This window comes from Niallia sp. RD1 (assembly GCF_024219955.1).
GTDB lineage: Bacteria > Bacillota > Bacilli > Bacillales > Cytobacillaceae > Niallia > Niallia alba.
This window is the reverse complement of sequence record NZ_CP100420.1, coordinates 698,726-712,822: the sequence shown is the minus strand read 5'-3', so window position 1 is coordinate 712,822 and position 14,097 is coordinate 698,726. Positions and strand designations below refer to the sequence as shown.

Genomic DNA, 14,097 nt, shown 5'->3' with positions numbered 1-14,097 from the left:
TTAGAATGTTTCAGCAGCCGCATTTGAAAATAGAAAATGGTAAGGATCCATTAGCTAGCACAAAAAGGAAAAAAACAAAAAAAATAGTAACGAAAGAAGAAATGTTTTATCATTCGATGTTGCTTCCTGGAATGATTTTTTTGATTATCTTTACGTTTGTTCCAATGTTTGGGGTAATCATGGCATTTCAAGATTATGTACCTGCAAAAGGAATTAGGGCTTCAGAATTTGTAGGTTTCGAACATTTTAAGTATATGTTCTCTTTACCTGATATCGGTAAACTTTTCAGAAACACAATTGTTATCGCTATCGGAAAAATCGTTTTAGGATCTCTGTTGGCGATCGTTTTCGCTATCCTATTAAATGAAGTTAGATTGAAACTGCTTAAGAAATCCATTCAAACAATTGTTTACTTACCACACTTTCTTTCATGGGTAGTGCTAGCATCTGTGGTAGTTAATATGTTCAGCCTAGATGGAACAATCAATCAAATTCTTGCTTTTTTTGGCATAGACAAGCTGAATTTTCTTGGAAGTAATAAACTTTTTCAACCGTTGCTGATAGGGACAGACGTATGGAAAGAGTTTGGTTATAATTCAATTGTTTATTTGGCAGCATTAACAGCTATTGATCCTGGTCTTCATGAGGCAGCAAGCATAGATGGCGCAAATTGGTGGAAGCGAATCTGGAACATTACCCTTCCCGGTATGCTGCCGATTATCCTATTGTTGGCAGTATTAAGTTTGCCTAATGTTTTAAATGCTGGATTTGATCAAGTGTATAATCTTTATTCACCAATGGTATATGAATCAGGTGATATACTGGACACTTATGTCTACCGAGTAGGATTAATGGGTCGGGAGTATAGCTTTGGTACAGCAGTAGGTTTATTTAAATCAGTAATTGGAATTATCTTGATTATATCAGCAAATAATGCAGCAAAAAAATATACTGATCGCAAATTATTCTAGGAGGGAAGAACGCATGATAGAAAATAAGAGCTTTTCTGCACGATGTGGCCGATTAACTATTTATGCAATCGTCATTTTCCTTGCCCTTACTTGTTTGCTTCCACTGTGGAATATTGTGGCGATATCATTTAGCGGAGGCGATGCAGTAGCTAGTAATAAGGTTGGTCTAACACCAATTAATACGACCTTTGAGGCATATAAAATGATTATGGAAGATAGTCAGTTTTGGCGCTCCTTTGGTATTTCGATTCAAAGAGTAATATTGTCATTGGTTATTAACATGGTGTTAATTGTTACTATGGCCTATCCTCTTTCGAAAACCAAAAGAGAGTTTAGAGGCAGAGGAATCTATATGAATCTGCTTATCTTCGCGATGCTATTTAATGGCGGAATGATTCCAACCTATTTGGTTGTGAAAAACCTTGATATGTTGAATACGATTTGGGCACTAGTTCTTCCAGGAGCTGTTCAAGTTTTCAGCATTATCCTTGTAATGAATTTTTTTATCGGCGTTCCCAAATCACTAGAGGAAGCAGCAATTATGGATGGCGCGAACCCATTACAGGTACTGATTAAAGTATATATACCGATATCGATGCCTGCTTTGGCGACAGTTGCTTTATTTAGTATCGTCGGAAACTGGAATGACTTTTTTTCAGGATTGATCTATATGACAAAAGTAACTAATTATCCATTAATGACATATATCCAATCATTGACAATCAGTATTGAGGAAATGCTAAAAGCCGGAGCAACTTCAAGTGACCTAGCAAATGCAGGAGAAGTATCTAACAAGAATCTTAATGCAGCAAAAATTGTTGTTTCCTGTGTTCCATTGCTATTAATCTACCCAATGCTGCAAAAATACTTTATTACTGGTATTGTAGTAGGTTCGGTGAAAGAATAGCCAGATTGATTTGCTTAAAAGGAAAAAGAATGAGGTTATCCAGTGAAACTCATTCTTGTGGTTTTATTAGAAAGGATAACCTCTAAACTTAGGAAAGGAAGGAATTGCGGTGAATAATATTTTTGAATGGAATGGACCTTTCTACCGATTTCTAGCAAAAATAGTTGATTTATTACTATTAAATGCTCTATTTCTCATTTCTTGTTTGCCTATTGTTACAATAGGATCGGCACTAACAGCTATGTATTCGATAACAATAAAAATGGCTAGAAATGAGGATGTATCAATCATTAGGGGATATGTCGCTGCCCTTCAAAAAAACTTTAAACAGAGTACCATCATATGGTTGATTTTATTAGCAGTCGGCGTTGTGTTGTATATGGATTACTATTACCTGAATCAATATACAGGAAATTTACTTTTCCTTGTTAAGGTAAGTCTTGGTCTATTTTCTTTTGCTTACTTCCTATTGTTTAACTTTATTTTTCCTTATGTTGCAAGATTTGAAAATTCAGTAAAGGATTCAATCATTAATACATGGAAGATAGCGCTAGTTCACCCCATTAAAACAATTTCTGTCCTTATGATTACTATGATTCCCATTATAACTTTGTGGATATCAGTCTATTCCTTTTTCTTTCTTTTATACTTTTGTCTATTTATTGGCTTTTCCTTCTTTGCTTATATAAATACTTTTATTATCCTCCATATTTATGAAGGATATGAGAAGTGAAGAGGGAACCGTCCCTCTGCCTCCGCGTCCCCTGTCGCTATCTGTCACATGCCGTCGCAATGTCAAATTTCCCCGAAATATTTCTTCTTTTATTAGTTGTATCTCTATTTCCACAGTGTTAACATTGTTTTTGTAAGCGTTTTCTTGTATTGGTGCATGACCATTAAATTATCTACTTTTTAAGGAGGAATTCGATGAACCAACAGACTGTAGTTTTAAAAGAAAAGGTTGAAAAGTTCCTAAGTGGTAAGAAAAAGTTATTTATTAATGGTGAATTTGTAGAGAGTAAATCACAAAAAACGTTCGACAGTTATAATCCAGCGACAGATGAGGTTTTAGCAAGTGTGTATGAAGCAGGTCCAGAAGATATTGATTTGGCAGTGAATGCTGCACGTAAGGCTTTCGATGTGGGACCATGGTCAAAAATGAGTGCTTCTGAGCGCAGTCGTCTTATGTACATACTGGCCGATTTGATGGAGGAAAACAGTGCAGAACTTGCCCAATTAGAAACGTTAGATAACGGAAAGCCGATTCGCGAGACTACGAACGCGGACATTCCATTAGCAATTGAACATATGCGCTATTATGCTGGTTGGTGTACAAAAATTACAGGACAAACGATTCCTGTTAGTGGACCATACTTTAACTATACGCGTCATGAAGCGGTAGGGGTAGTAGGACAAATCATTCCTTGGAATTTCCCACTTTTAATGGCAATGTGGAAGCTTGGAGCTGCTCTTGCAACTGGATGCACGGTTGTATTGAAGCCAGCTGAGCAAACGCCATTATCCGCGCTTTATTTAGCAGAATTAATCAAGGAAGCTGGTTTCCCAGATGGAGTTGTGAACATCGTTCCTGGCTTTGGAGAAACAGCTGGTCAACCATTAGTTGATCATCCTTTAGTAGATAAAATTGCCTTTACAGGATCCACAGAAGTAGGAAAAATGATCATGGCAAATGCCTCTAAAACATTGAAAAGAGTAACACTTGAGCTTGGCGGAAAATCACCAAATATTATCTTGCCAGATGCGGATTTAACAAAAGCTATTCCAGGTGCGTTTAACGGTGTTATGTTCAACCAAGGCCAGGTATGCTGTGCTGGTTCTCGGGTGTTTATTCAGAAGAAGCAATTTGATAATGTTGTTGCAGATATGGCTGCACAAGCGAAAAAGATGAAACAAGGTGCTGGAATCCATGCTGATACAGAAATTGGACCACTTGTTTCCGTTGAGCAGCAACAGCGAGTTCTTGGCTATATTGAGAGAGGGTTAAACGAAGGAGCACAACTTGTCGCGGGTGGTTTCAATCCACGTGAAGAAGGTTACTTCGTTTCTCCAACCGTTTTTGCAGATGTGCGGGATGAAATGACGATTGCCAAGGAGGAAATCTTTGGACCAGTTATTTCTGCTATGCCATATGACGATTTAGATGAGTTAATCAATCGTGCAAACAACAGTAATTACGGATTGGCAGCAGGCGTTTGGACACGAGATATCGCCAATGCCCACTATATCGCCAGCAAATTACGCGCCGGAACCGTTTGGGTCAACTGCTATAACACATTTGACGCAGCTTCCCCATTCGGCGGCTACAAGCAATCTGGCATTGGTCGCGAAATGGGCTCCTACGCATTAAATAACTACACCGAAGTAAAGAGCGTTTGGGTTTCCATGCAATAAGGAAAGCAAGGGGACGGTTCTTGTGTCTCCCTTATTGAATAAATGATATAGAATCAGAGGCTGACTCAGGAGGCGTTAACAAAACAACTTCTTGAAGTCAGCTTCCTTTTGTTAAAAGAAAATTATATATTTGAGGGAGTAGTAATAAGGTGTCGTGTATTGATTATGCGATATTTTTTTTGCAGTTTCGCATAATAGTGCATAAATTTTCATTAATGAATTAAGGGAGAAGGGAGAAAACATGAGATGAGAAACATTCTTTTAATAGCTGCGTTTGCTTTAACAGTTGTGGTAATTTATTTTATTGCCACACGTCCTAGTCCGACTAAGCCTGTCATTATTCCTACTACCTCCTTGGAAGAAAGTGTATGTGAAGAAGTATCGGCACAGTTTGGCGATTGCAAAAGAATTCTTTTGTTTGATGCTCAGTCCCATTTAGTATTTGCTGAAAGTAGTTCGGGCATCATTCCTGTACTTACTAATAATGAATTTACGGACTTTAAAAAATTTATTTATCCCATATTGGATTTTCAGGAGTTTAAAGAGGAGAAACAGGAGAGAGATTCCATTACCTGGCAAGCGGATAATAATGTTCAAAAGGATTTCTCCATTATATATGGGTTTGCCGAAGATAACGTTAAAACTATCGTAATTACTAGTGAAGGCAATAGACAACCCAATAAGTTCTTCCTTCGAGATAACCTATGGGTATGGTATGCTACCTTCCCAAAAGATAAAGTCAAATTGCCAGTTGAAATAGAGGTTTATGAATAAAAGGAAGCAGAGGGACGGATCTTCTGCTTCTCTTTATTTGCTAATTATATGGGAGGATCGATGCTTTGTTGTGTGTTTGATCACTTCCTTCAGGTTGTTGAAGATGGAGAAGTAAAAAACTATATCGAGTTTGCTATTACACTTTCTCAAAAACATCTTAAGCAAATGGAAAACATCTTCAATCGAGAAAATATTCCTATTCCTGTTGGATTTGGGGAGCAGGATGTTCGGAAGGATGGACCACGTTTATTTAGTGATATCTTTATGATTTTTTATATTACTCAAATGGCCGGAGCAGCTGTAATTACATATGGTCATGCTTATACCAATGCGACAAGACAGGACATAATGGACTATTTCAGAAACAATATAGACGATGCAGTTGAAACCTATGAAAAAGGTATACATTTATTGTTTTTAAAAGGAGTGGATATTAGCCATCCTACGATTCCGTATCCTAAGAAAGTGGACTTTGTGGGAAAAAAATCATTTATCTCTATCTTTACTGGAAGAGATAGACCGCTTACTGCTAATGAAATAAAACATTATCATTATAATATTATTACGAACATATTAGGAAAATCTTTGATGATAGGATTTAGTCAAGTCGCCTCTTCAGAAAAGTTAAGAGAATATTTTCAAGAAGGCGCAAAACTAGCTAGTAAACAAATTAAGATTTACACGAATCGCTTAATCAATCAAGATTTACCATCACCTAAATTAATGGATACTCACATAACTGATTCAACAGCATCTCCTTTTTCAGATAAGCTTTTGATGTATCATGTTTCGTTGGCAGGAAACATGGCTTTAGCAAATATTGGTACTGCCCTTTCGGAAATGTTAAGGCACGATTTAGTTGCAGAGTATATAGCGTTAATTCCTACTATTGGAAAATATAATAATGATGGATTAAATATAATGATTGAACAAGGATGGTTGGAAGAACCATATACAGCAGCGGACAGGAAAAAACTTTCTAAGCATTCATCTGGAAATCAGACATAAAAATCAATCATATTTTTTAAAAAAGGTGGCCTGGGAATGATGTGAATAAGAATTCGTTTGAAAAACTTCTATGGTCTATCGCTTTACCTGGATTTGGGCAGCTACTTAATAAGAAATATACAAAAGGAATTATTCTTATTGTTCTTGAGGTAGTAGTGAATGTACAATCAAACTTTAACATAGCGATTATTTCAAGTTTTCATGGAGATATTTCTGCATCTTTAGAGGAAGTTAATTTGAGGTGGCTAATGTTTTATCCATGTCTCTATTTTTTTGCTATGTGGGATGCAGTTAAAGATGCTGATGATCAAGGAAAAAATTCTTCCTTCTTATTCCTACCTTTTGTGTTTGCTGCCTATTTTGTAACGGTAGGATTAATCTATTCATCAGAAGTTAAGCTATTTGGGCATTTGATAGGTCCTATATTTTTACCAATACTTTTTGTTATACCAGGAGTAATCGTTGGGTTGGTAATAAGAAAATTAATCAAAGTATTTGTGAAAAAAAACACCATTTTGTAAAAAAGCAGATGGTGTTTTATTTTTCTTTTGAGGCTTTCATGTTGGTAGTCAATCATTAGTAAAAACGTTTCGACGAGATTTAGAAGAAGGATATGAACAGCATTTAGTGCTGAAAAAATATTTGAAAGGGCGTAGAGGGAGGGTTCTACCGCTTCCCTCTGTTTCCTTCCTTACATATACTTAGCTACCAATTCATAGCATCTGTCTTTTGTAACAGACGCTTGTGTTGCCACATATTCCAATCCTTCCATTGTGCCACCTTCATATTTGAGGGAAGCCTCTTTAGCTTTTTGATCTCTTTCCTTTATCCAATCCCGTTGTTCTTCTCGCAATTGCTCCATCTCTTCGGCAGAAAGCTGTTCATTTAGGATGCTATATATTTCATTTAATGCTTCGTCCCAACGATCCAATCTTTCTGCTTCCTCTTTTTCCAACTCTACTGTAGTACTAGCCTTTGAGGTGTCTGCAGGTACTTCTCTGTCTTTTTTATCCATTTCGTTTAGTTTAACTAAATACTCATCTTTCAAACTGTTAGAAGTATCTTCTTTGTCATTCGGTTCAGTAGCAGTATCCTCATTTGACGAGGAGTCGCTTTCTTCCGTTTGAGTAGAGTCATTATTAGAAGGCAGGTTATCTGAGGATGAAACAGTACCATCAGTTGTTTTTCCACAAGCAGCTAAAATAACTCCGACTAAAGCTAACATTGTGATGAAAAAATTTTATTACCTTTCATGTTTAATTGCACCTCCACTAGTTGAATAGGATCTTCCGTTTTATCCAATATTCTAATCGAATCAAAGGGAACCGTCCACTAATTTCCTTGATTCCCTGTATCCATCATTCAAAAACATATCAGCGGCTTTCTCTGAATAGGCTGTAAGAGAATAGAAAACGGATGGTGGTAATGATGGATCTGCCGTTAATTTTGTCTGGGCCGATGGTGCGTAGGGTGGAGGTAACCTCCGCCTATCTTTGGATTGCTTTAAGTGAAAAATACCGATTGAACGCTAAGGTTTACTCCATTGAAATAAATCCAGAAACAGGGGAATATGATTATCAACCAATTAGTATCCAGTCGGATGCGCAAATCTTTCGCTTAGGAAAAAAAGTATATGTATATTTGATCAAAATCCAGCCTAACTCCAAAATCCTTCCTTCTCAAACTTTGTTAGGATACAATATTGAACTAAAAAAAGGGAACCGAAGCTATGATTTAAGTGACTTTGGCTTGCTGTCCCCAACACATCCCGCTTCTATTTGTTATGGAAATTTACAATACCCCACTTTTTTTATTCCAGCAAGGGATCAATCAAACATCTTATATGGTTCCTGTCGTAAACTACATGGAATTGGCAAGGATGCGTTAAGCTTAGGAGACGAAAAACTGCAGGAATACTATTTTCAGTTAGAAAAAAGACCAAATGCACTTTTTCTGACAGGTGACCAAATTTATGCAGATGATGTCCCAGCGCCAGTCGCTCCTTTCTTATCTGCATTAGGTAAGCAACTGATAGGTAAGGAGGAACCGTTAAAGGAATTATGCAAGGACTTTAATAGCAAATCCCTCCAAACAGCCTTCAGCCAGTTAAATGGAAGAAAAGAACTAATAAAGAAATACTGCCAGTTTACTTCAAGGAAGGCTGATAATCACCTTATGACACTGGGTGAGTATGCGGCAATGTATATCATGAACTGGAATCCTGAAATTTGGGAGCTGGCAAACAAGGCGGGGTATTTGAAAGATTTTGATGACTATTTAGTAGATGACGAGATTTATATAGATAGTGATAAAGAACAACCAAAAGAGTATGGAAGAAAAATCAACATAATAAGGAAAGAATTTAATCAGCAGCAAAAAGATATGGAAAGGTTCCAGCAATATCTGCCAAAGGTGCGCCGTTTATTGGCAAATATCCCGATTTATATGATATTTGATGACCATGATGTAACAGATGATTGGAATATAACAAAAGAGTGGCAGGAAAAAGTAGCGAGTTCGCCGCTTGGAAATCATGTCATTGCTAATGCTTTAACTGCTTATTGGGCTTTTCAAGGCTGGGGTAATAATCCGGAAGCTTTCCCTCTTTCTTTTTTCACAAAAATAGGAAACTATACAAAAAGGTTAAAAGTACACACATTAGCATATACAGAGTGGCTTCAGACGATATTAACCTTTCGTTCATGGAGTTATGTAGCACCAACAAATCCGAGAAGCCTCATATTAGACACTCGAACACAACGAGCTTATCCAGCAGAACGGACCTATGTTATTGGAAATGTCCTAAAGCAGCGGACAAACGGACCGAATTTAATCCGGAAAAAGGAATGGAATCATTTATCAGAACTATTATTTTCAAGTGGATGGCAAACGCAAACGCCATTAGTCATCATCTCTGCGACTCCCTTATACGGGGTTCATTTGATTGAGTCCTTTCTAAAAAATTTCATTCTGCCTCTTACGAATATCCTTCCTTCTCTGCAAAAAAGTTTAGATTTGGAATGGTGGAGATTTAACGGAAGAGGTTTTTCCTTTTTCCATCAACAAATAGCTGAATGGAATCCAAGCAATTGCATAATTCTTTCTGGAGATGCCCATATGGCTTCTTCGATTGCGGTAGAGGTATATTTTCAGCAGCAAAAAAAACGAAGTCTTCATCAATTTACAAGCAGTCCCATAAAAAATCAGTCTTTTGATGGATTATCTGGAATGGCATTAAAAAGCATTCTTCACTTTAGAAAGAGTAGTACAAAGCAACAGAAAATGTCGCGATATTGCGGGAATGATTATGTAATTCATGAAAAAGAGGCTTCTGCATCCTTTCTATGGAAGGAAATAATCTCCCATCAAGTTTTAGCAAATGGATCGATGATTGATACAAAGAATAATTTAGGGTGGCTAGCTTTTAATAAGGATAGTTTTAGACATAGTTTTCTAAAAAAGTAATCATTTTTTAAAATAAGAGAGGACTTCTTTTGGCTTCCCGGCACTATTGAATAAGAGGAAGCATCAGTAATAGGCACTGATTTAAAGATTCATCCTTTTGATGCGTGTTTGATTAATGGATATTCTGCACATGCTCTAGATTTAGATGATGTTCATCCGGAAATTCGAGGACATCCGTCTGCGATTATTTTGAGCTTATTACATTCACTAATAGAAAAGAAGCGTGATAGAGAACGCTTCTATGAGGCTTATTTAATAGGGATTGAAACGATGAAGTGCTTTGCTCAATTATTAGGTGCACAGCATTATGAAAAAGGGTTCCATACAACAGCAACTGCAGGAATTTACGGAGCGGTTGCTGCTGGAGCCCATTATTTAAATTTCGACTCGGAGAAATTCGCGCAAGCTATTAACTTATGTGTCTCAAAACTAAGCGGTTCTCGGAGTCAATTTGGAACAATGGTTAAACCGTTGCATGCTGGTATGACAGCCCAAAGTGCTTGGCAGATTCTTCATTTTGTTGATAAAGGGATTGCAGGAAGTATTAATACAATTCAAGCAAAAAATGGTTTAATCTCTATGTATGTGGAGCAAAGAGAAAATCTATTTGAGATTTTCGAAAAGTGGGGAGACCCTTGGGCAATAGATAAACCAGGACTATGGTTTAAATTATATCCATGTTGTTCTGCGAATGCACATGCAATTGATGCAATCCAGTATATAAAGACACAGAAAAAATTTTCTGTAGATGAGGTTGCCTTTGTGGATTTGTACTTCCCACCCAATGGTGATGCTGCATTAGTTTACACCCACCCACAGAATGGGGAGCAAGGGCGCTTTAGCGTAGAATACTGTGTAGCTTTATTATTACTGGGGGAAGCGTTATCTATAGAGAACTTTTCTGTCGATCAAATTGCTACTGATGTCAATCAAGTAATGAAAAAAATTCATCGAAAGTATGATCACCGAATTCCAGTAAAAGTGGATAGCTATCCAAAAGATAGATATTGTATGGTAAAAGTAACTTTAAACGATGGTCGACAGTTGGTTTCTAGAGTGGATGCGCCAACAGGTTCACCAGGTAAGCCGCTAATAATGGAGGATTTAGTCAATAAAGCTAACACTCTATTGGGCGAACAAGCAAATACGTTAAACAAGTATTTTGCTGGAGGAATAGAAGGTTGGTAAGACAGTCGGTGTCAGGCACCATAAAAAGACAAATCATATCATTTTGTGTTTATCCGCAGGACAGTAAAAGTGTAGAATAATTTCGATAAACTTATTGTGTCCATCAATTATTTATTAGGCTTTCTCCCTTAATGCTCAGAAACAATTTCATCTAAGGTGACCTGCCAAAAATCTGGTGTAATGGTATAACTCCTTGTGCTGCAATATCTCTATATCTTTCAAACAAATATGTAATAGAGGTTGGGGAGAATTTTAAACAACAATTTAACTCTCTGTTTCAAAGAGCAAAGAAAATGGCTGTATTCTTTTATAGGCGATTTTAATAATAGTGCAGCCTTCAAAAAAAGGACGTTTTCGGTAAAAGACTCTTATACCGAGAACGTCCTTTTTTTATCTTTCTTTAATCAACTGCACCCGTCCTACCTGTCCATCTTCTAGGCGAACCTTAATTCCATGAGGATGAAATGGAGACTTTGTTAAAATATCTTTTACAATGCCTTCTGTTCGTTTCCCTGTTCTTTGGTCTTGCTTCAGCACAATTTCAACGTGCAAGCCTGGAGCTATGTCTTTTCTATTCTGGCCGTTCATTACACACCCATGCGTTTTCTTTGATTATTTGGCTTTTTCGTCAGCTGACTTTTCATTTTCTGCATTTTTTGATTGCCGCTTAAACTTGCTTTTCCACCTTGTCCTTGCTGCGTTTTATTTGCCAACTGTTGTTTCATCGCTTCCTGCAAGCTAATTTTCTTTTTGCCTTCTTGCTCATTTGTCTGATTATCGTTCACGGAAGTTCCCTCCATTATTATAGAAATAAGGCTACTATCCCCATCATAACAAAGGACGGTGGATACTTCCAATCCAAAATCAGTGTCAGGCACCATAAAAAGACAAAAATTAGTTTTTATAAAGAGGGTTTTAATCATGTCCTTTAGCTTAGATAAAAAGAGAGTGCCATTCTTAACGGGATTCTGCGAAGGATGGCACTTTCAGATGAGAGCTTTGATAGAGCATGGCTTAGGAACTGGTGCCGATTATATTTTACTTGGATAATGGTAATTTATCAGGGTTCATAGTCATATACATTTCTTTAATTTTGTCCTTGATGATGTAAAAGCTCAAGATACTATGAAGTGTTCCATTCATGTAAATAACGATCGCGGGCTGACTATTGACATTTCTAATCTCAAAATAAAAGTCTTTTGGGACTTTTTTTATGATACCGTATAATAGGGATAAAACATTGGGCAGAGATACGATTGGGCGAACAGCAGCCCTAACTTTTCCTCCACCATCTGAGTAAAGGGTGACATTTTCATATATAAGTTCTAATAGGGAATCCATGTTTTGCGTTTGAAATGCTTGAATAAAGCGACTAATAATAGATTTATTCTTTTCATAGTTTAAACTTTCATCCCCTATATAAGGGATTTTTTGCTTAGCACGACTGAGAATTTTTCGACAGTTATCTTCGTTCTTACCTATGATAGTAGCGATTTCTGAATAGGAAAAATCAAAGACTTCTCTTAAAAGAAGGACTGCTCGCTCATTTGGTGATAAATGTTCCATCATTCGTAAAAAGGCAATACTCACTCCTTCTTTTTTCAATATAATTTCAGATGGATCTGAATCATTGGTTTCCTCTTGCAATAATGGCGCAGGATTCCATGGTCCCACATATTGTTCTCTTTTGTGTCGTACTGCCTTTAATTCATCAAGACAGCGATTAGTTACCATTTTACAGAGATACGCCTTCTTATTATCTATTTTCTGTTCTTCCATTTGATACGCTTTTAAAAAGGTTTCTTGCACAATATCTTCGGCATCCACCATTGAACCTAACATACGATAGCCTATGGAGAACAACAAAGGTTTAAATTGTTGATATTCTTCAGTGCTAATCTGCACAATATCCACTCTTTTCTTTTAGGCTGTTTTCGCAAAGTTTGTTGCAATGAACCCGCAGCCTGAAACACATTGCTATTGCTTTCTGTGGATTTTACGTGTATCAGACTGCTCAGTATATTTAAGTCATTTTTATCCCATTGCAAAAGTAATAATCTTTTAGAAAACAATCCTCCTTTTTAAAATTTCCTCTGCAATTTCCTTCGCACTACTGACTGCCCCCTCTGACAAAATAGAATTTGGAGAAGTCCAATCTCCTGCTATATATAATCCAGGAATTCCTAATTTAGAACACTGTAGCATCTGCTCATCTCCTATCTGAGGTAAGCGTTGATTAACTGTAATTTTAGGAAGGAAACGGCTAGTTATTTCATAGTTTTTCCACCCAGGCTGTATCTTTTCTAAGAATTGTTCAAGTTCCATTTTAATCTGCTTGCTATCTATCGTATCATCTGGATGGTGGTATCTAAAGACATGCATGACTGTCCCTTTTGCATCGTCAGAGAGTCGGGCGTAATTGGAATGGACGGAAAAATAGATTGGATTCTTTAAGTCCATGGCGAACAATTGTTTAGGATTAGGTAATTGTGATAAAGCAACATCGAACGTGGCTCCCTTTACAGGTATAATTTTGGTAATAGTGTCATTTGGAGCGAAGGGAGAGTTTTCTCCTAACATATGATGAAGTTCGTGTGGTCCTGTTGTACATATTACATGTTTTGCAAATATTTTCTCATCATTTGATAGAACTATTTTAAAATTGTCAGGTGCAAGGGGTGCGATGTGCTTAACCCGCTTATGTGTTTGAATCTGCACACCAGCGATAACAGCCTTATTATGGAGCTGGTCTATCATTGTCTGCCAACCGTTATCTAAATAATGTACGCCGCCACTAATGACAGTTTTTAAATGGGATACAATAATTTTGGCACTTGCTTTTTCGGGAGCGTGACAATAAGTAGCAAGTCTACCTAGTAAATAGAGTAATGCTTGAATGTTTTCTGAACTGGTTGTTTTCTGAACCCATTGTTTGAAGGTCTGTTGTGCTAGCTTTTCCTCATTAACGAAAACTACTTTTATCAAAACATTCGCCCATTCCATTCGTTCTTTCCAATTTAAAAAATTTGTTTTAATAAGGCCTGGAAAAGTAAAAGGTGCAGTATATTTTAGGCTATCTTTAACTAAAATACCTCCTAATTTAGGTGACTTTCCTAGAAGCTGTACATTTAATTCTTCGAGAATTGACTTGGCTTTTCCTCTTTTATATAGTGCATGTGGACCTAAATTGAAATATTGTCGTCGTATCTGATCCGTTCTAGCCCTTCCACCAAGCTTTTTCCCTTTTTCGAGTACCAATATGGATAAATCGTTACGCGCTAAATAATTTGCTGCCACGAACCCCGACAGTCCCCCACCAACAATAACAACATCCCACTTTTGAATCATCTGATAACCTCCAATTGTTATTTT

General features: G+C 37.0%; 15 protein-coding genes. 10 read left to right on the top strand and 5 right to left on the bottom strand.

The genetic code is table 11. The features are described 5' to 3' along the window. Nucleotides 1-101 precede the first annotated feature (101 nt). From NKG37_RS03355 to NKG37_RS03325, 7 genes are all read left to right on the top strand, one after another. On the top strand, nucleotides 102-971 hold the full coding sequence (locus NKG37_RS03355; RefSeq protein WP_051994053.1) for an ABC transporter permease: 870 nt from the start codon (nucleotides 102-104) through the stop codon (nucleotides 969-971). A gap of 13 nt (nucleotides 972-984) precedes the next feature. After that, complete coding sequence (locus NKG37_RS03350; protein ID WP_101729509.1) at nucleotides 985-1,878, top strand: carbohydrate ABC transporter permease; 894 nt, start codon at nucleotides 985-987, stop codon at nucleotides 1,876-1,878. Between the two features lie 109 nt (nucleotides 1,879-1,987). After that, nucleotides 1,988-2,611, top strand: a complete 624-nt coding sequence (locus NKG37_RS03345; protein WP_254415793.1) for a YesL family protein — start codon at nucleotides 1,988-1,990, stop codon at nucleotides 2,609-2,611. 194 nt (nucleotides 2,612-2,805) lie between these two features. Continuing rightward, entirely contained in the window at nucleotides 2,806-4,290 is a 1,485-nt protein-coding gene (locus tag NKG37_RS03340) for an aldehyde dehydrogenase family protein (protein ID WP_016205103.1), read from the top strand. 246 nt (nucleotides 4,291-4,536) lie between these two features. After that, nucleotides 4,537-5,064, top strand: coding sequence for a hypothetical protein (locus NKG37_RS03335; protein WP_016205104.1), 528 nt, complete (start codon nucleotides 4,537-4,539; stop codon nucleotides 5,062-5,064). 48 nt (nucleotides 5,065-5,112) lie between these two features. After that, nucleotides 5,113-6,072, top strand: coding sequence for a DUF3231 family protein (locus NKG37_RS03330; protein WP_254415792.1), 960 nt, complete (start codon nucleotides 5,113-5,115; stop codon nucleotides 6,070-6,072). Nucleotides 6,073-6,113: 41 nt separating this feature from the next. Next, entirely contained in the window at nucleotides 6,114-6,593 is a 480-nt protein-coding gene (locus NKG37_RS03325; RefSeq protein WP_169189276.1) for a hypothetical protein, read from the top strand. Nucleotides 6,594-6,763: 170 nt separating this feature from the next. Here NKG37_RS03325 and NKG37_RS03320 read toward each other — a convergent pair whose 3' ends face one another. Beyond that, nucleotides 6,764-7,297 (bottom strand): lysozyme inhibitor LprI family protein, encoded by a 534-nt coding sequence (locus NKG37_RS03320; RefSeq protein ID WP_169189275.1) that lies wholly within the window; start codon nucleotides 7,295-7,297, stop codon nucleotides 6,764-6,766. 203 nt (nucleotides 7,298-7,500) lie between these two features. Here NKG37_RS03320 and NKG37_RS03315 point away from each other — a divergent pair, with 203 nt between their 5' ends. Both NKG37_RS03315 and NKG37_RS03310 read left to right on the top strand, forming a co-directional pair. Then, complete coding sequence (locus NKG37_RS03315) at nucleotides 7,501-9,537, top strand: metallophosphoesterase family protein (RefSeq protein WP_254415791.1); 2,037 nt, start codon at nucleotides 7,501-7,503, stop codon at nucleotides 9,535-9,537. A 108-nt stretch (nucleotides 9,538-9,645) separates the two neighbouring features. Next, nucleotides 9,646-10,725: an MmgE/PrpD family protein gene (locus NKG37_RS03310; RefSeq protein ID WP_254415790.1), complete on the top strand. Its 1,080-nt coding sequence runs from the start codon at nucleotides 9,646-9,648 to the stop codon at nucleotides 10,723-10,725. A 390-nt stretch (nucleotides 10,726-11,115) separates the two neighbouring features. On the opposite strand, the gene NKG37_RS03305 is transcribed toward NKG37_RS03310, so the two are convergent. Then, the gene (locus tag NKG37_RS03305; protein WP_016203518.1) at nucleotides 11,116-11,313 is read right to left on the bottom strand and encodes a YwbE family protein; all 198 of its coding nucleotides are present in this window, start codon (nucleotides 11,311-11,313) and stop codon (nucleotides 11,116-11,118) included. After that, entirely contained in the window at nucleotides 11,313-11,525 is a 213-nt protein-coding gene (locus NKG37_RS03300) for a hypothetical protein (RefSeq protein WP_254416358.1), read from the bottom strand. The genes NKG37_RS03305 and NKG37_RS03300 overlap by 1 nt, the downstream gene beginning before the upstream one ends. A 121-nt stretch (nucleotides 11,526-11,646) precedes the next feature. Between NKG37_RS03300 and NKG37_RS26005 the strand changes: the two genes are divergently transcribed. Next, the gene (locus NKG37_RS26005; protein ID WP_263479793.1) at nucleotides 11,647-11,775 is read left to right on the top strand and encodes a hypothetical protein; all 129 of its coding nucleotides are present in this window, start codon (nucleotides 11,647-11,649) and stop codon (nucleotides 11,773-11,775) included. Here NKG37_RS26005 and NKG37_RS03295 read toward each other — a convergent pair. Both NKG37_RS03295 and NKG37_RS03290 read right to left on the bottom strand, forming a co-directional pair. After that, a complete protein-coding gene (locus NKG37_RS03295) occupies nucleotides 11,764-12,630 on the bottom strand; it encodes an RNA polymerase sigma-70 factor (protein ID WP_224427831.1) in 867 nt (288 codons plus the stop codon). The two genes, NKG37_RS26005 and NKG37_RS03295, sit on opposite strands and share 12 nt — an antisense overlap. Before the next feature lie 156 nt (nucleotides 12,631-12,786). Then, entirely contained in the window at nucleotides 12,787-14,073 is a 1,287-nt protein-coding gene (locus NKG37_RS03290) for a phytoene desaturase family protein (RefSeq protein ID WP_224427830.1), read from the bottom strand. Nucleotides 14,074-14,097 lie beyond the last annotated feature (24 nt).